17 protein-coding genes and 1 pseudogene are annotated in these 16435 nt (G+C 62.3%); 11 read left to right on the plus strand and 7 right to left on the minus strand.

Annotated features, from left to right (window positions below; translation table 11 throughout):
* The 3 genes from ABEI27_RS04380 to ABEI27_RS04390 form a co-directional block, all read left to right on the plus strand.
* Positions 1–714 (plus strand): universal stress protein (locus tag ABEI27_RS04380; protein ID WP_375798194.1); only part of this gene is annotated, 714 nt, incomplete at its 5' end.
* 1170 nt (positions 715–1884) lie between these two features.
* Positions 1885–2265 (plus strand): ArsR/SmtB family transcription factor, encoded by a 381-nt coding sequence (locus ABEI27_RS04385; protein WP_375798195.1) that lies wholly within the window; start codon positions 1885–1887, stop codon positions 2263–2265.
* Positions 2265–2564 carry a hypothetical protein gene (locus ABEI27_RS04390; RefSeq protein WP_375798196.1) on the plus strand — a complete coding sequence of 100 codons (300 nt, stop codon included), beginning with the start codon at positions 2265–2267 and terminating at the stop codon, positions 2562–2564. Before ABEI27_RS04385 ends, ABEI27_RS04390 begins: the two co-directional genes overlap by 1 nt.
* A 974-nt stretch (positions 2565–3538) precedes the next feature.
* On the opposite strand, the gene ABEI27_RS04395 is transcribed toward ABEI27_RS04390, so the two are convergent.
* Both ABEI27_RS04395 and ABEI27_RS04400 read right to left on the minus strand, forming a co-directional pair.
* Positions 3539–3679, minus strand: coding sequence for a hypothetical protein (locus ABEI27_RS04395; RefSeq protein WP_375798197.1), 141 nt, complete (start codon positions 3677–3679; stop codon positions 3539–3541).
* A gap of 25 nt (positions 3680–3704) precedes the next feature.
* The gene (locus ABEI27_RS04400) at positions 3705–4193 is read right to left on the minus strand and encodes a type II toxin-antitoxin system death-on-curing family toxin (RefSeq protein WP_375798198.1); all 489 of its coding nucleotides are present in this window, start codon (positions 4191–4193) and stop codon (positions 3705–3707) included.
* Between the two features lie 192 nt (positions 4194–4385).
* Here ABEI27_RS04400 and ABEI27_RS04405 point away from each other — a divergent pair, with 192 nt between their 5' ends.
* Together ABEI27_RS04405 and ABEI27_RS04410 are read left to right on the plus strand one after the other, a co-directional pair.
* Entirely contained in the window at positions 4386–4667 is a 282-nt protein-coding gene (locus ABEI27_RS04405) for a DUF433 domain-containing protein (RefSeq protein ID WP_375798199.1), read from the plus strand.
* The gene (locus tag ABEI27_RS04410) at positions 4667–4918 is read left to right on the plus strand and encodes a DUF5615 family PIN-like protein (RefSeq protein ID WP_375798200.1); all 252 of its coding nucleotides are present in this window, start codon (positions 4667–4669) and stop codon (positions 4916–4918) included. Before ABEI27_RS04405 ends, ABEI27_RS04410 begins: the two co-directional genes overlap by 1 nt.
* 214 nt (positions 4919–5132) lie before the next feature.
* Here ABEI27_RS04410 and ABEI27_RS04415 read toward each other — a convergent pair whose 3' ends face one another.
* From ABEI27_RS04415 to ABEI27_RS04425, 3 genes are all read right to left on the minus strand, one after another.
* A complete protein-coding gene (locus tag ABEI27_RS04415; RefSeq protein WP_375798201.1) occupies positions 5133–5477 on the minus strand; it encodes a DUF5615 family PIN-like protein in 345 nt (114 codons plus the stop codon).
* 1 nt (position 5478) lies between these two features.
* Positions 5479–5772, minus strand: coding sequence for a DUF433 domain-containing protein (locus ABEI27_RS04420; RefSeq protein ID WP_375798202.1), 294 nt, complete (start codon positions 5770–5772; stop codon positions 5479–5481).
* A gap of 569 nt (positions 5773–6341) precedes the next feature.
* Complete coding sequence (locus ABEI27_RS04425) at positions 6342–7724, minus strand: NAD(P)/FAD-dependent oxidoreductase (RefSeq protein ID WP_375798203.1); 1383 nt, start codon at positions 7722–7724, stop codon at positions 6342–6344.
* A 287-nt stretch (positions 7725–8011) separates the two neighbouring features.
* Here ABEI27_RS04425 and ABEI27_RS04430 point away from each other — a divergent pair, with 287 nt between their 5' ends.
* Both ABEI27_RS04430 and ABEI27_RS04435 read left to right on the plus strand, forming a co-directional pair.
* Positions 8012–9097 carry a molybdopterin-dependent oxidoreductase gene (locus ABEI27_RS04430; protein WP_375798204.1) on the plus strand — a complete coding sequence of 362 codons (1086 nt, stop codon included), beginning with the start codon at positions 8012–8014 and terminating at the stop codon, positions 9095–9097.
* 73 nt (positions 9098–9170) lie between these two features.
* Positions 9171–9863: a helix-turn-helix domain-containing protein gene (locus ABEI27_RS04435; protein ID WP_375798205.1), complete on the plus strand. Its 693-nt coding sequence runs from the start codon at positions 9171–9173 to the stop codon at positions 9861–9863.
* 178 nt (positions 9864–10041) lie between these two features.
* On the opposite strand, the pseudogene ABEI27_RS04440 reads toward ABEI27_RS04435, so the two are convergent.
* Positions 10042–12079 (minus strand): annotated as a pseudogene (locus ABEI27_RS04440) (molybdopterin oxidoreductase family protein).
* Positions 12080–12351: 272 nt separating this feature from the next.
* On the opposite strand from ABEI27_RS04440, the gene ABEI27_RS04445 reads away from it, so the two are divergent.
* From ABEI27_RS04445 to ABEI27_RS04460, 4 genes are all read left to right on the plus strand, one after another.
* Positions 12352–13353 (plus strand): hypothetical protein, encoded by a 1002-nt coding sequence (locus tag ABEI27_RS04445; protein ID WP_375798206.1) that lies wholly within the window; start codon positions 12352–12354, stop codon positions 13351–13353.
* A gap of 218 nt (positions 13354–13571) precedes the next feature.
* Positions 13572–14045 (plus strand): hypothetical protein, encoded by a 474-nt coding sequence (locus ABEI27_RS04450; RefSeq protein ID WP_375798207.1) that lies wholly within the window; start codon positions 13572–13574, stop codon positions 14043–14045.
* A 63-nt stretch (positions 14046–14108) separates the two neighbouring features.
* The gene (locus tag ABEI27_RS04455) at positions 14109–14372 is read left to right on the plus strand and encodes a hypothetical protein (protein ID WP_375798208.1); all 264 of its coding nucleotides are present in this window, start codon (positions 14109–14111) and stop codon (positions 14370–14372) included.
* 96 nt (positions 14373–14468) lie between these two features.
* The gene (locus ABEI27_RS04460; protein WP_375798209.1) at positions 14469–15074 is read left to right on the plus strand and encodes a rhomboid family intramembrane serine protease; all 606 of its coding nucleotides are present in this window, start codon (positions 14469–14471) and stop codon (positions 15072–15074) included.
* Positions 15075–15185: 111 nt separating this feature from the next.
* Here the strand turns inward: ABEI27_RS04460 and ABEI27_RS04465 are convergent, their stop codons facing one another.
* Complete coding sequence (locus tag ABEI27_RS04465) at positions 15186–16298, minus strand: helix-turn-helix transcriptional regulator (RefSeq protein ID WP_375798210.1); 1113 nt, start codon at positions 16296–16298, stop codon at positions 15186–15188.
* Positions 16299–16435: the final 137 nt, after the last annotated feature.

Raw genomic sequence — 16435 nt, forward strand, 5'->3', positions numbered from 1 at the left:
GTCGATGAAGTCGTAACGTTCAGCGAAGACGCTGGAGTGGACGTGGTTACTGCATTGGTCGACGGCACGCCGGCAGAAGCGCTTCAGGCGTACTTGAGTGACAACGGTATTGACTTGATCGCGATGGGGACGCGCGGCCGAAGCAACATCGAACGCCACCTGCTCGGAAGCGTCACACAACAGCTTGTCCGCACGTCACCTGTTCCGGTAATGACTGTGGGGACGGCAGGCGGGTCCGACGCATCGGTCGACAGGACGTATACCGACCTGCTCTTACCGACACGTGGTGGGGATGGCTCTGAACTCGCGATCGACCACGCAATCAGCCTCGCGGCACGCTTCGACGCGACACTGCACGTGCTCTACGTCGTCGACATTCGAGCCCAAGCGACGAAACACGAAACGTACGAACTCGGATCTCTTACCGACAAGCTTCACACGAACGTGACCGACGAAGCCGTCGAGAGAGCGACTGCGGCTGGTGTCGAGACTCGAGCCGTCATTCAGCAGGGAACGCCCTACAGCGCGATTCAACGGTACACCGATGACCACGACATCGATGTGATCATTATGGGGACACACGGGCGCGGACCCGTGAAACAGTTCCTTCTCGGCAGTATCACCGAACGGACCGTACGGACCGCCGACGTCCCGGTGGTCACCGTTCGGCTCGACGAATGGTTCGACGCTGACGCAGCGGGAGGCTCGATGTGATGGAGAGCGCCCCGAAACTGAATCAAAGAACCATCGTCAATACATTGGCTGCGGTGACGCGACGTGGCTTCTGTCGACTGACCCCATCGTCGATGAGTGACTACTGCGCTGTTGTGGCAGTTGCAAACCCTGCTTCGGTAGATGCGCTCACTCGGATGGGTGTACGCTCGCTCAAGCGAACGTTGGAACGGTGAAGATAGTGAGTGTCACACAGTTATCGGATCAGTTACTCACGGCAACTAACGAAATCGGATCCGCACAGGATGCGATCGTTGAACGAGCAGTATCAGTTTTTGAGTCGTTCGACGTATCCGCCGATGGTCTGTCACCGGCGAGCCACGACCCTGTGGAGTCAATCGTCTCTCTCACTGAGCGAGTAGACGCTTCAGCGCTTCTATAGTAGCGTTCGCAAGTCCTCGCTCACTCGATCGCGCGACTGCGTGCGATCGACTGTGTAATCAGTTGCAAACGCTACTACCGTGGGATCGAGTGAGCTATCACCGTTCAGAGAATCATTGCTCAGGCGAGTCTCCATCGAAACGCTGAGTACTCGAGTCAGTAGTGATCTCTTCGTTGAGCGGATCGGTCCGGGTCCGGACGCACCGGACGACTCGGTCCTCGTCCCGATCGCCGCAGGAACACACACTGCGGCCGCGGCGCGCGCTGCCTCCGAGATCGGGGTTGTTTATAATATGCGCGTACAGCTGGTGACTGCCCTGTCGGAGACGGCCGACACTTCGACGATCAAACGAACTGAACAGCAACGTCACCCAGACGTACCTGACGAGACTGACACAATCCAAACAAATATAATTCTGGGAGAGACGACTACCGGGGCGTCGGTCAGGCTCACCAGAAATCACGATATTACCGTGTTGGGGGTCGCAGAACAGTCTACTCTGGCACAATTCTTATCTGGAACGATTCCGATGAGGCTTGCACGACGGGGAAAACGCCGCTGCTGATGATTGATAGTCATCGTGAAAACTAATCCAAGCGGATCTGTGGTTGCGGCAGGGGCAGTGGTTCGACTCACGTTTCGTGTTTCCCTGACCGTCAGCCGGGGACCGAGAATTAAACACGTGGATAACGTGCATTCCATACTGAACAGATGTGTCAGCGACCGACTCTCCGACCCAGTAGTAATGGTCAGATCCAAAGTGAACATATGTGAGTAAAGCGTGGGATCCCAGTGACATCTTCGACGTCCTGGCCAGTGAGGATGTCCGTCGCATCCTCGTTGCCGCGAGCGTCCAACCGATGTCTGCCAAGGAGTTAGCGGAGATCTGTGACCGATCCTTAGCGACCATCTACCGCCGTGTTAACATTATGAAAGAATATAACCTTCTCTCCGAAGAACTCACGAGAGACCCCGACGGGACACAGTACAACGAATACAAGAGTAATTTAAATGAAATCAGGATCAGCATACAGGAAGGAGAACTTACCGTCGATATCGACATCGAACGGGATACCGTGGATCAGTTCGCTGAACTCATCGAGGACCTTCAGGAATCTGGAGGACGATCCGAGGCCAATGAGGAGGAGTAATGAGTAGTCTACCCACACTCTGGATGCTGGTGTTGAGCAACGTCTTCGTTTTCGCCATCGGTGGCGCTCTCGCATACTTGAGCTTCCAAGCACAGCGGCGAGTCGGCAAGAGCAGTTTGAAGTTTACCACACTGGGCTTCGGACTCGTCACGCTCAGCACCGTGGCCGAAGTCATCTACGCACCCGCGATTATCGGAATCTACGAAATCACCGGATCGACGCTTCTGATCCTTTACACGATTGAGTCGCTACTGATTGGGCTTGGGCTTGGGAGTATCTATTATTCCGTGCGCGGGTGAGTGTTGACGCATCAGTGTTTCATCCGCCAGATGGCGATTCGTGTACCGGCACTGGTACCGTTAAGTACCGTCTCGAAGACGAATTATCAACGAAACAATACGATTATCCCGGGGACCGAACCCGAGACGGTTCACTAGTAGGCTTGACGAAGGTGTATTAGCTGACCTGAGACGCTCAAAACCGCGAAATCAACATATCTATTCAAATCCACGGATCAAGCTCCTCTCGCTCGCCAAACAAATCTCCACACGAACCGGGACGCGGCGTTCACCCGGTCAGAGATAGCTACTGCCGTCGACGAGGGCCCAGACACGGTCGGCACCGCGCTCACGCGATTGAAAGAGCGTGATTTCGCCCGCCGTCGAAGGCAGTGCTGGGCGATCACGGAGGATGAATAGCGGGTCGCCGCAGCGTGCGACTCGTACGATGTGAGCGAACAGTTCGACGAAGCCGATGGCGGAATCGAGTCGGAGCACTGGGACGCTGTCGCCCCCGACTTGCCGCATCCGAGCGAACAGGATTCGAGTGAAGACGAGTGATCGATGGTGCCGAAACGCGGCGATATCGTCAGGAGCACTGGCCATTCAAACTCGTCGCTGATCGCCAGCGACCGTGGCTTGTCGTGAACAACAGTTCCCTCCTGTTCGCCGACGAGCAACACGTCGCGGTCGCTATCTCGCCGAAGAGATACGACGACTCGCTTCGCCTCGGGGAAGGTGTCTGGGAAACTGGCGGTGGTCCACGGGAGTCGTTCGTCTCGCCGTGGGTGATTCACTCGCCTGGAGCGAAGACCTCGTCGCGCGGCAGGGTCGAGTCACTGACGAATTCGTGAATCGCGTCGTAGACTCACTGGAGACGCATCTGCGGTAGTTCGAAAGTGTACGCCGGAACACTACCGGACGAGTTTCTACTAGCAGGAGGGTAGAACTGAAACCCTCTGCAATAGCGGGAAAAGACAGAATAATTCAGAACGTCACTCGTCCTCGAGGGCGTCGTAGATTTCGCGGTGTTCGTCCCGGTCAGCCTCGGCAACCCGACGTACGAGTTCACGTCGAATGTCTTCCAACACGTCGTCGAGTGGGGTGTTTTCGCCCTGTCTCTGCTCCGTTGTCATACCTACTTTTTGTCCGCGGGCGCGGTTAATCGTTCGGGTCCGACGACTCGTCTGTCAGTTGTTCGAGTCCGTGCCGAATGAGGCCGTCTCGCCACTGTTCGATTTCTTCAGCGAGGTCTATTTCCTCGGTACCCGTTTTGAGGTAGTCGATGACCCGTTCTTCGCTCACCGTGGTTTCGTCTGTACCGAACTGCTTCAGAACCTCCCGCATCTCGTCGTCGTAGTCAAACCGATATCCGTTGAGGAAATAGAATACGACGACTGTGTTGAGCGCTGTCCGCTTGTTCCCGTCCACGAACGGGTGATTGGCAACGAGCAGTCGAAGCAGGTGATACGCCTTCTCGTAAATCGTGCCGGGAACCGACCCGAAAGTTCCCTCTTCGACGAACTCAAGTGCGAACTCCACGTCCCCTCGATTCTGGACACCGGGGCTGGTATCCGGGTACTCTGAAACGATGTCGCTATGAATGTCGATGACGTCCTTTACCGACGGATACCAGAGCGAGTCGCTCATTCGTTCGCGCCCACGGATGCCGAGAAAATGTAGCTTTCTACGCGACGTTTTATTCGACTGTCTATCGTATTCAGTTCGAAGTGTACGCCCGGAACACTACCAAACGAGTTTCTACTAGTAGGCTCGGTGAAAGTAAAATCGGGCCGAAATCCAGTCCAGACGTTCAAGTATGATGGCGGCGTAGTCTGCGGTATGAGCCAAGTGGCGAGACGTATCGTGCAGGAACTCCACGACGAGCCGCATCTCGAAGGCCGACGTATCACTGTTCAGTTTATCAAAGAACAGGTTGAACAGCGGGGGCTCAATCCCAGAACAGTCGCCGATCGCCACGACCTCGACGTGGCTGATGTCTATCGGGCGCTCACGTACTACCACGACCATCCCGAAGAGATGCGGACGATCGAACGTCAGCGGCAATCTGCGATTGAGGAACACGACCACTTGACGACCGACCCTGACGACGTGCGTGACTAATGTATCGCATCCTCGCTGACGAAAACGTCGAGCGGGCGACGATCAACTATCTGCGGAAGCTCGGTCATGATGTCAAACGGGTCGGCGATGTCGAAGAGCTCGGTCTCGGTGCTGACGACGAGTCGATTGCTGCGTACGGACGCGAGACAAACCGTCTCCTTCTCACTCAAGATGACGACTTTTTCACCCAGATAGGTGCCGAAGACACTGCTGGAATTCTCTTCCAGAAGAATCAGACACTTTCGGCCTAAGAGGTCGGAGACATCGTACACGAGCTCTCCGAGTACATCAACCAGTCCGACGTGACGCTCGAATACGTGAGTCGGAACTGGCTATAGAGTTCCTTTCCGTTGAATATTTGAAATGTACGCCCGGAACACTACCGGACGAGGATCTACTAGTAGGCCCAGTGGAAGTGAACCAGACGGTCTGAGGCGCTTGAACGCGTAAAATCAATGCATCTGTTCAAATCCACGGATCGAGTTCCTCGCGCCCGCCGAACGAATCTCGATCCTGGTATGCGTCGGTCATTGTAATAAGACCAGCTGCAACCCGATATGCCGGCATCGTATCGTCGTAGAGGAGAACAATGCCAGCGTGACGATCAGCCGGCACTCCACCGAAGTCTTTCACGTCGCTCGTCACGACGATCAGTTCGTGTTCCCGTGCGTACGGTAGCACATCTGCTTCATCGTCGGCTCCCTGCCAGAGCGCATCGCGGACGTGTTCCGCATAGATCTCTTCCTTCTCCAAATACGTGGCCGTCTTTGGGTCGATGTTCTCGTCAAGCAGAAAACGCCACTCGCTCATTTCAGGCGGCGTCTGGACCGACGCCTTCGGGTCGGTCGATGGATTCGCGGAAGTCTTCCATAGCGTCTTCGCGCGCCTCTTCTACGTCACGCATCTCTCGCGGGTGATCGTGATAGTACGCCAACGCGTGATACACGTCAGCTACGTCGAGATCGTACCGATCGGCAACGGCCTCAGGATCCTCACCGCGTTCCTCAACGAGGGCGTACACCTGGCGGACGCTGATCCTGCGGCCGCGAATATGGGGCTCGCTCAGGAGTTCGCGTGCGATCCGCCGGGATTCACCCTCGGACATACCTACACGTTGCTGTTACTCCCGCAAAAGCATACTGCTAATACGAATAGTAACTTCCGTATCTGCTACTCACCGCTGAATCAGTGGACCCTCTCTCCAGTTCTGAAATGTACGCCCGGAACACTACCGGGCAAGAGACTACTAGTGATCGGTGGAAGTGGCAAGCATCCGGCGACCGAGCGGCTCGGAGAGCCCGGTAGGTCGCCGGTTCACTCGCGTGAACGGACGTGAGCGCGAGGCCGACGAGCGACCAACGGGAGCGAGGAGAGCTTTTGGTCGAGCTTTTACCGAGCGCTGGCGGAGCCAGCGCGCAGCGTAAAAGGTCGATGTGCGCCCGGAACACTAACGGCCGGCCTCATCCCGGGGCTGCGTGCCGCGTCGGCCGGGAAACCCTCGTGTCGGGCGGTCCGCCTTTCGGGCGCGGACTGTCCGCAGATGTCGCACACCCGGGTTCGCCGCCGTGTCATCGCTCCCATAGTGGGAGTACTCGGGCGGGGACTAAGGGTGCGCATCTATACGCAGACGGTCGAGACCAAAGGCCGTTCCGACTCCGCTGACTCGGCTCTTGCTTACAACGCGTAGTCGGACTCGGTGATCTGGACGTACTTGCCGTTCCGGAATGAGAACTTCGTGCGCTTGTACGTCGTGACGAGTTTGGCTGCACCGAAGCCCGCCCTGACGTTGCTCGTGTCGAACAGGCCGTAGCCCTCGCTGTCTTCGAGGAGTTTCTGCGCGGTCGAGAACGCCCAGTCCCAGTCGTCGGGTTCGTAGTCGTGGACGACATCGGCCATCGTGACGTTCCGGAGTACCTCCTCACCGATCTCGTCCTTCCAGCGCTCGTTGTACGGCGAGAGGTCGCCCGCTGCGGCGAGCTCGCCCGCGATTGCCCCGGTCCGAACCGCCGTGTGATCGCCTCCCTCGTGGAAGGCCGACGTCGCCCCCATCGCGCCGCCAACGACGGCGACCCCGGCGGCAGTCGGGGAGTCGATGGGCTGCGTCGAGGAGATGGCGTACGTCTCCGTCCCATCAGATTTCCCGCGGTCCTCGACGAGCGGGAAGTCGGCTTCGACGTCGTACTCGTCGCCGTACTCGCGTTCGAGCAGGCGGTGGAGGTACTCGCTCCCCTGCGGGATCCGTTCGTCGTCCGGTTCGAGTAGGGGGTACGCGTCGGGAGTCTCGATTCCGTCGATGTCCATTCCGATCGGCATCGTGAGCCCGACGCGGGCCACGCGGCCGTCGTTCGGGAAGATCCATGGATAGGCCGTGTGCCCCGGCATATGTCCCCACCAGAACTTGATCGCGCCGTCGACCTCTTCGTACACTTCCTCAGGAAGTCGCCGGTGCTCCTGGTAGGCGATGTGGTTCGTCTCCCGGGTCGAGAGGCGCTCGGTCACGTCGAACGGCAGATACTCGTCGATTACGCGATTCGTCACCTGTCGCTGCGGCCCGTCGGCGAGAATCAGGAACGTCGCGCCGATCTCTTCCCCGTCTGCAAGTTCGAGTCGGTGTCGCGGCCCGTCGCCCGCGCGATCCGTCTCGACGTCGCGGACGGACACGCCGGCCCGGTACTCGGCTCCGGCCTCCTCAGCGCGGTCGCGGAGGAAGTCGTCGAAGCGCGCCCGGTGCATACAGAATCCGAAGTTCTCGTACGAGGACTCGATTCCCGTCGAGTGGAGGGTAAGCGACTCTGAGGGACCGATGAACTCAGCGCGGTCGAGTTCGCCGAGGACGACCTCTTCGGGCATCTCGTCGGGATGGATGCCCATAATATCGACCCAGTAATCGAGGATACCTGCGGCGTCTGTCGAATCCGGTCCCAGTCGGTCGGGCCGGTCCGACCGCGGGACGCCCTTCTCGAGGGCCACCGCCGACGCACCGGCCGACGCAGCGGCGTGTGCAGCCGCCGAGCCAGCGGGACCCCCGCCGACGATTGCCACGTCGAATCGCTCCATACGGATACAGCGTCGTTGCCCGGATATTATACTATCGGAGCCGATTCTCCACGAGAACGTTCCGACGGCTCCGGCTGCACCAACGGCTCCGACCGGAGCGCGCGTTTATATACTGAGACGCGGCCAGAGCCCGTGTGCGCTGACGGCTACCCCGCGTCGGGCAGCGATTGCTCGGCACACCGCCGCGGGCCGACGCGACTGTGCCGACTGCTCGCCACTCGCCGAGCCGCCCAATCCCGACTCGACCGACCCGGCAACTCTTGCGCGACGAGTGCTAACGCTCTAGTGTGCGCCCTCAGTCCCGCGTCAGCGACCTCGTCTCCGCGCTGCGCCCACCGCCGCGACTCGTGGACTGGTCGATTCTGGCCGTCGTCCTGTTCGAGACAGTCTCCGGTCTAGTCTCGTTTACGATCGGCACCCCGGACGGGTGGCCGCTGTTCTGGGCCCACCGGATCGCCGGCCTGACGCTCATCTTCCTGCTCGGGTACAAACTCGCTCGCGTCCGCTACCGGCTCACCGACAGCACACAATGGCGGCCGACGACGGCCCTGTCAGTGGTTACACTGCTCGCGGCGGTCGGCTCGCTGGCGACAGGGATTGTGTGGGTCGCCGGCGTGGACGTGCGCCTCGCGTACTGGACGCTGTTGAGTGTCCACGTCGGGTTCGGACTCGTTCTCGTCCCTCTCGTCGTCGCTCACCTAACGACGCGGTTCCGCCGACCGACCCGACAGGACTTCCACCGCCGGCGGACGACGATCAAATACACGGGGCTCTTGCTCGGCGGCGCAGTCCTCTACCGTGCGCAGACCTTCGTCAACGAGGTCCTCGACACGCACGGCTCCGACCGCCGGTTCACCGGATCGCAGCCAAGGCCGGGCGACGGCAACGAGGCGTTCCCCGTGACCTCGTGGGTCGCAGACGATCCCGACCCGATCGATCGGGAGGCGTGGTCGCTGTCGGTCCGTGGGGCGATCGACACGCCGCTGTCGCTGTCGTACGACGAGGTGTCCCCCGAGAGCGAGCGCGAGGCGCTTCTCGACTGTACGAGCGGTTGGTACACCGTGCAACGCTGGCGTGGGATCCGCGTCGGCGACCTTCTCGAGACGGCCGAGCCCGACGACGACGCCGCATACGTCCGATTCGTCTCGGTCACGGGCTATCGGTGGTCGCTGCCGATCGAGGAGGCACGGGAGGCGCTGCTCGCCACGCACGTCGGCGAGGAGGCCTTGAGCCACGGCCACGGCGGCCCGATACGACTGATCGCGCCCGGCAGGCGCGGCTTCCAGTGGGTCAAGTGGGTCGAGCGCGTCGAAGTGCGCCGCCAGAGCGACCCCGCGCAGTGGGTGGTCACGCTCGTCAGCGGCTTCGAGTGATGACTGCCTGTGCGTCCCGCCTCCGCCTGGCTGACCGTAGTGAACTTCACTGTCCGGCCAAAGACTGCTATTGATGGCTGACGGCATCCGCGCCAAACTGGCCGTAGACGTGGCCGCCGACTGTCCTGTCGCCGAACTTTCGGCGCTCGAAGACGCCGACGGGAGCGAGCGCCCGACAGTTCGAAACGTGACGTGGACGCGAGCGACAGACGACACGGTCACCGAGGAGTTCCGCGTCGATTCGACGGTCGCGGTCGAGAATCCAGAAGCTGTCGCGAACGCCGATTCGGTGATGGAGATCGGCGACGACCGGGTCTACCAGTTCACGCGCGACGCCGATGTGCCCTGCGCCTGCGAGGTGGTCGAACGGCTGGACTCTCCCATCTCGGACGTTTACGCGACCGACGGCACCCTCGTGCTTACCCTCTGTCTGCCGGACACCGAGCGACTCCGTGAGATCGTTGCCGAACTCAACGACCTCGCAGACCGCGTTGCCCTCCAGTATCTCGTTCGGTCGACTGCCGAGGAGGACGACGGCCGCGATCCGATCGTTGTCAACCGTGGGGCGTTGACCGAGCGTCAGCGAGAGGTACTCCGGACGGCCTATCGGTTGGGTTACTTCGAGTACCGCGGCGGAGCGAACGCCGGCGACGTAGCCGAGTCGCTCGGGATCAACGACTCCACGCTCGCAGAACACCTCTCGAAGGCCCAGTCGAAACTCCTCGAAAACCTGCTTCGGACTTCCGGCGGCGGCACGGGCGATTGACCGGCCGCGACGGAGACGCAGGTGGCCGCCACAGAACTGCCGGGTGGCCGCCGAACCGACGCCCGATTACCGGCCCGTCGCCGGATAGAGCCGCCGAAAGATTCCAACACCGAAGGTTGCGTCGTCCTTCGAAAATGGGTGCCTAAAGCCCGGCTACTGAAACGCTCACTGCGAGTGGTCACCGTGGGTCGACGCTGACCGGCGTGTGCTTGAATTCCGGAATCGTCGCCGTCGGATCGAGCGCGTCGCCCGTCACGCGATTGACCAGCGTATCGTCGAAGTGGAACGTCAGAAACACCGTTCCGCGGCGGATTGCGGACGTCACGTCGGCGGGCACAGTCACCATCCCCTGATCGCTTGCGACGCGGACCTCGTCGCCGTCGACGACTCCCCGCTCCGCGGCGTCGTCCGGGTGGATCTGCAGGGTGGCCGCTTCGACCATCCGTGGAAGTGCCTCCGTGCGCCGCGTGAGTTCGCCGCTGTTGAAGTGGGTGATGATGCGACCGGTCGTGAGAGTCAGTTCGTCTTTGGCGGGGTCCTCGGCCGGTGGTACGTGCGCAACGGGGACGAGCGGGGCCGTCAGTTCCCCGTTGGCGAACCGCTCTCGGTGGAAGACCTGCGTGCCGGCGTCTGCGCCGGCGGGGAAAGGTCAGCGCTGGCCCCCGTCGTCGATCCCCGCATAGGTCATCCCAGCATAGATCGGTGAGACGCGCGTGAGTTCCTCGAACACCGCTTCCGGATCGGCCGGGAACGAGCAGTCGGTCAGGCGCTCGCCGAGATTGGCGACGATGTCGAGGTCGGGGCGGGCCCCGCCCGGCGGATCGGTCATCGATCGCATCCGGAGGACCTGTCGGTCGGTGTTAGTGACGGTGCCGTCCGTTTCGGCCCACGCGCTGCCTGGCAGGACCACGTCGGCGTGTCGCGTCGTCTCGGTCTCGTATAAGTCGATGACGACGAGGAAGTCTACGTCGTCGAACTTCGCGGCCACGTTGTTGCCGTCGGGCTCTGTGATCGCCGGGTTCTCGCCCAGGACGACGGCCGCACGGATCTCCTCGCCGAACGCGTGAGTCATCTTGACCTCCGTGCGTCCAGGTTTCTCGGGCGGTTCGACGCCCCACTCCTCGGTGACGGCCGCCCGGTCGTCGGGATCGGAAACGTCGCGATAGCCCGGAAGCGTGCTCGGAAGCGCGCCCACGTCGGAGGCCCCCTGCACGTTGTTCTGTCCGCGAAGCGGGTTGACGCCCGTCCCCCGGCGGCCGACGTTATCGGTCAGCAGGGCCAAATTCACCAGCGCGTGGACGTTCCGGGTCCCACACTAGTGCTGGCTCATCCCCATCCCGGTGAACGCCGCCGCACGGGGGGATTCGCCGTATGCTCGGGCCGCCTCGCGGAGTTCGGCCTCGTCGACGCCGGCTCGGTCGGCGTTTTCGGCGACGTCGACCCCATCGATGAACGTCTTGAACCCCTCGAGCCCGGTCGCCCGGCGGTCAAGAAACGCCTCGTCGACCAGGCCCTCCTCGACGATGACCGCGGCCATCGCGTTGAGCAGTGGGATGTCGTGGCCCGGACGAACCGGCAAGTGGACGTCGGCCGCCTCCGTGGTATCGTTCGCCCGCGGGTCGACGCGGATCAGCGTCGCACCGTCGCGGACGGCGGGCAGTTATACGACCGGAACGCGACCGGGTGCTGCTCTGCTGGGTTCGCCCCCGTCACGAGAAAGGCGTCGGCTTCATTGAGGTCGTCAAGTGAGTTCGTCATCGCTCCGGCACCGAACCGGTCTTGCATCGCTGCGACGGTCGAAGCGTGACACAACCGTGCGCAGTTGTCCACGTTGTTCGTCCCGAGGACGCGAGCCACTTTCTGGAGTTCGTAGTTCGCCTCGTTCGTGCAGCTCGACGACGCGAAGAACGCGACGGCGTCGGGGCCGTCAGTTGCTACAGTCGAGCCGATGCGCGTCTCGTCAGCCATAGGGCTTCTTCCCAGGGTACCGTGACGAACTGGTCACCCTCGCGGACCAGTGGTTCCGTACGGCGCTCGTCGTGGTCGACCACGTCGAACGCGGCCGCGCCCTTCGGACAGATTTCACCCCTCGTATTGATCGGGCCCTCCGCACCGGTCGTCTTGCCACTCCGTTCGCTGTACGTGAGACGACAGCCGACGCCGCAGAACGGGCAGATGCTCTCCCGCGGCTCTACGATGTGTTCTGCATCGCTCATCCTCGGTCGTCACCGCCTCGATGTAGGTCACGTATCCGCCCGAGAGTTGCCTCGTACTCTGCGGGGTTTTATCGATACCTCCGAACTATGCCGGCGGTTGACCAGGCTGCGACTTAATAAACTGACTGACGACGCAATCGAAGGTACTGTTTCTTTCGTACGACCTGTGGGAGCGTTCACCGATTCATTTCCCCGTTTGACCGGTGAGGGGTATAAACAGACACAACATTACGGCGAGGACACACCCGACCGCCGGGGGTAGATAGACTCGTATGCGAACCGTTCTTCAGGGAATCGGAGTCCTTCCGCTGAGTATCGCACCCGCAGCACTACTCGGCGCGGCCGCTTTCGGGACCGTCCAAGCCACCACGTCGATCCCCTCGCTAGTTCTGACGGTCGCTGTCCTCCCAGCCATCGCGTGCACTGGCTACGTCGCGTGCCTGGAAGCGGGGTCACTGTTTCGCCGTCCGACCGACGACTGGGAGATGCTGAACACGACCGATGCGGCGATGGTACTCGCGGTAGCGGCCGGCGCCCCACTCACCCGAGTACTGGCGGCCGACGTCGGACTGGGAGTCGTTGTGGCCGCCGCGCTCGTCGGTCTCCTCGCCGACCGCTTAGTCCCCTCCTACAGCGCGGCCGTCTACTGCGGCACGTTCGTGGGGATGGCCTCCGCTGCACTGTTCGCGAACGTCGCGACCGTGACGGCTGCGGGGGTCGTCGCCGGGATGGTGTTCGTCGCCGCCGACCGAGCCTTCGACGGCTTCGGGGGAAAACTCGGTACCACCGCGTTCGTCGGCTGTGCCGCAATTGCACTGGCGACTGGGACGACCGGCGGAACCGGCGGTATCGTCGCCCTCCCGACGGCGATCGGGTACGCGTTCGCTGGCGCGGCGGCGGCGGGTGTGACGTACGTCAGTTCTGTCCGCCTGGGTCACGGTCCGGTACAGGCGTCCGCGCTCGTCGGCCTCGTGGGCGGACTCGTCTGTCCGCCGCTTCTCTCCGTCGGCGACGGCGTCGCCGCAGTCATCTTCTGTGCGTCATTCGCCGGAATGGCCAAGCCAGAACGGGTGCCGGGCGAATTGACGATGGTGGCGACGGGGGCGCTCTGTGGGCTCCTCTTCGCCGCCACTGGGACCGTCCTCGTCGGCTTCGGCGGCAAACTCGGGACAATCGCGTTCACGGCCTGCCTACTCGTCCGCGGCCTCCTCGCTATCGGGATGGACACCGTCCTGGCCCCTCTCCCAGCGCCGTCTGACGGCCTCAGATCGTAAGCCCGCAGTCGTCACAGGCGACCGCGAAAACGTCGCCTCTGTCACGGGCGTTGTTGCTGCCGGAGGACGGCCGGTCTCGATTGTCTCGAAGCGGATCATCGGCGCTCCGGTTACGAACGCTCGATAAAGCATCGCCCCACGGCCGTCGGCGTGACAGCCGTCGAGGGGTCTCCCGGTCGACCGGAACGCATAGGTCGGGTGCGGTCCTGCCACCGGATATGTCGATATTGCAGGTTTCCGCTCCGCTCTCGGTCCCGCTGCTGTTTCTGGTCGGGGCCGGTGGGGGTATCGTGGCCACGCTCGCGATGGACGCGGTGATGGCCCGCGTTGACGAGGGGGAAACGCCGCCGAAGGTCGCCAGCGGGGTACTGACCGACACCGAACCCGACCGTGCGCCGCAGCGACTGGCCTCGGTCGTCCACTACGTCGCGGGCACGCTCACTGGACCGCTGTTCGTCTGGCTGGTCCTCGTAGCGTCCGCATTGTTCGGCGGCGGTCCGATCGCAGTCGTCGCGGCTGTTGCGGTCTGCTACCCGCTAATGGTTGGCTTCTTCGCCCTCGTCGTGCTCCCGCGGTCGCAAGGGCTGTCGAAACAGCGACTGTCCGCAATCCGCCGGGCGTGGGGCGTCGAAGCGGCGGTGTATCTTCTCGTTCTCGCGCCCATCGTCGGTGCCATCACGTCCATCGTGTGACCGACCGCCCGACCCACAGGGCCAAGTAGCACCGGCGTCTAGGGTTCGCCACGGAGTGCATCTATGACGAGCGACCCGGCTACGGAACTGCACGAGCGTTTCGAAGCAACGGCCGAACTCCCCGTAGAGCGGACCGCCAGCCGTCTGCTGGGTGAGGCGCAGGCCGTCGCGGCGGACGTCCGGGACGTCGACGACGACGCCGTGGTGACCAAGCGGGCGGGCATCGTCGTCGACCTGCTCGCGGAAGTCGACGGAACGGGAGACCCGACGGCCGACGAGCACGTCGCACGAGCCCGCGAACTGGCTACAGAGCTCTCGGATCGGTAGCGAACCGAGTGGTGGGTTCGCTCGCTCGTGGTAAGGGGGGGTCTCTCCGCGCACCGTTGCGGTCGGTTTTACCTGCTCCCATCCTTTGTTAGACGTATGGGCGCTGGACCCACCGCCGCTGAGCCATTCCCCAGGGTGATCGCACGCAACCCGGTCGTCCAGACACTCGGAGCGATGACTATCGCCTCGCTTGCGACGTGGGCGGCCACCCTCGTCGGTGCGGGGCGGTTGTTCGTACTTGCATCCCCGATCATCAGCCGGCCGTGGGCGCTGGTGACGAGCGTCTACGCACACGTCGGACCGGGGCATCTACTGGCGAACGCCGTGTTGATCGTCCTCGCCGGCGGCGTCGTCGCGCTTTCGACGTCCACAGCCCGATTTCATCTGTTCTTCGTCGCGAGCGGCGCTGCCGCCGGGGTCGTTCAGGTCCTCGTCGCGGGGGCTCTGGGAACGCCGACCGCCGTGTTGGGTTCAAGCGGCGCTGCATTCGCATTAGTCGGCTACGTGCTGACCTCGAACCCGATATCGCAGCACGTGACGGGGTGGTTGAACCTCTCGGCACGGGTCGTTCTGGTCGTGGTGGCAATCGTCGCGGCGTGGTTGACTGTTGAGTGGAGTGCGCCCGGGAGCGCGTTGCTCGCGCACTGTGCCGGAGCGATTATCGGACTTCTGGCCGGATACGACCGCGTCTTGCACACGTAGGTGGGCACCGAACGGATCCGACGAGGGCTCTCTATCGCTGTATTCGTTACAACGTCGCTTTGACCGCCGAACTGCGTTCGGACGGACTGCCTTCTCGGGTCGTGAGGGTCCTCACGCGTCGTCGTCTGATAGCGTGACCAGATTCTCCCGCCCCAATTGGAGTTTCTCGACCGTTCCCTCCTCGGCCATCCGTCCGACGACACGCGACGTCTTCGACGCAGACCAATCGAACTCCTCGGCGATCATCGCTTGACGAACACGGCCGCCGTTCGCGTCGAGTAGTTCGCGGACCCGCTCCTCGTCTGTCAAAACCGACTGTCCCGGACCCTGCGCTGTCGTCACGCTCTCCCTGTCAGGGGCCGGCGGCGGTTCGGCCCCTCCATCGCTCGCGTCGGGGTCCCCGGAGTCGACCGGTTCACTGGTGCGCCGACTGTACACTGCGGCGCCACCGAGTCCGAGGAGGACCACAGTGACGAGGCCGACAACCGTGGGCCCCCCGACGGGTCCGAGGAGTGTGCTTTGGCCGGTCGATGGGGTGTTCACAGCCGTGTTCGCGCCGTTTTCTCCTGCCTGCTCGGTGGCCGGAGCGAACGCGACGCGGGGGCGACCGTCCGCGAAGTCCTCGCGACCGTTCCACGTCAGCATCCCCGCGTCTCGGCTATCGGGGCTCGGCTCGACGCGTTCGAGCCCGTACTCTTCGGGCGCAACGACTTGGAGCGTGTCGTTGGCCGAGATGAAGAACCCTCCTCGAAAGATATCGCCGAGGATCACCCGCCCGTTCTCCCGGGTCGCAACGTTCGTCCAGGTGAACTCGTAGGTGACGACGCCCCATCGTCGGGGGACCTCCTGAATGCTGGTCGAGGCGGAGAAGTTCGTCGCCCGCATCTGGCGGCCGGTCGCATTCTCTGCATCCGCGACGACCCCTTTCATCCGCGTGCGAAACGGCCCGAGGTACGCCGCCGTGTCGCTTTTGAACTGGTCCTGAAACGCGGTGTACTCGGCGACGCGCTGGTCGGTGTCGAGTCGCGTCCGGATCTGAATCGTCCAACGCGCCGACCCGTTTTCGAACACGTCAATTCGTGTAACAGTGTTGTCAGCTTCTGGCTGTGCTTGCTGGGCGGCGGCTTCGCCCGTTGCGATCGGCGTCAGCACCACACCGACCAACAGGCCGATGATGAGGACTGATATAACCGCCCGGCGACCAGCGTTCGAGGTGACAGCCATTCAGTTATAGAAAGTTATGACAGTGATCATATGAACGTTTCAATCTCTTTCCTCCCTACGTGTCGGTAGTGTTACCGCTCCGATACACCGATCCTGACCGACGAGCGGTCCGGCGCATAGGGTTTTTTTTGATTGAG

Source organism: Halobellus sp. (genome assembly GCF_042218505.1).
GTDB lineage: Archaea > Halobacteriota > Halobacteria > Halobacteriales > Haloferacaceae > Haloquadratum.

Bases quoted from the DNA above. Each gene is read 5' to 3' on its own strand.
- ABEI27_RS04420 (WP_375798202.1), bottom strand. From the start codon at position 5,772: ATGTCCGAGGGTGAATCCCGGCGGATCGCACGCGAACTCCTGAGCGAG.
- ABEI27_RS04465 (WP_375798210.1), bottom strand. From the start codon at position 16,298: ATGGCTGTCACCTCGAACGCTGGTCGCCGGGCGGTTATATCAGTCCTC.
- ABEI27_RS04415 (WP_375798201.1), bottom strand. From the start codon at position 5,477: ATGAGCGAGTGGCGTTTTCTGCTTGACGAGAACATCGACCCAAAGACG.
- ABEI27_RS04405 (WP_375798199.1), top strand. From the start codon at position 4,386: ATGAGCCAAGTGGCGAGACGTATCGTGCAGGAACTCCACGACGAGCCG.
- ABEI27_RS04455 (WP_375798208.1), top strand. From the start codon at position 14,109: ATGACGAGCGACCCGGCTACGGAACTGCACGAGCGTTTCGAAGCAACG.
- ABEI27_RS04395 (WP_375798197.1), bottom strand. From the start codon at position 3,679: ATGACAACGGAGCAGAGACAGGGCGAAAACACCCCACTCGACGACGTG.
- ABEI27_RS04400 (WP_375798198.1), bottom strand. From the start codon at position 4,193: ATGAGCGACTCGCTCTGGTATCCGTCGGTAAAGGACGTCATCGACATT.
- ABEI27_RS04425 (WP_375798203.1), bottom strand. From the start codon at position 7,724: ATGGAGCGATTCGACGTGGCAATCGTCGGCGGGGGTCCCGCTGGCTCG.
- ABEI27_RS04410 (WP_375798200.1), top strand. From the start codon at position 4,667: ATGTATCGCATCCTCGCTGACGAAAACGTCGAGCGGGCGACGATCAAC.
- ABEI27_RS04445 (WP_375798206.1), top strand. From the start codon at position 12,352: ATGCGAACCGTTCTTCAGGGAATCGGAGTCCTTCCGCTGAGTATCGCA.
- ABEI27_RS04435 (WP_375798205.1), top strand. From the start codon at position 9,171: ATGGCTGACGGCATCCGCGCCAAACTGGCCGTAGACGTGGCCGCCGAC.
- ABEI27_RS04390 (WP_375798196.1), top strand. From the start codon at position 2,265: ATGAGTAGTCTACCCACACTCTGGATGCTGGTGTTGAGCAACGTCTTC.
- ABEI27_RS04460 (WP_375798209.1), top strand. From the start codon at position 14,469: ATGGGCGCTGGACCCACCGCCGCTGAGCCATTCCCCAGGGTGATCGCA.
- ABEI27_RS04450 (WP_375798207.1), top strand. From the start codon at position 13,572: ATGTCGATATTGCAGGTTTCCGCTCCGCTCTCGGTCCCGCTGCTGTTT.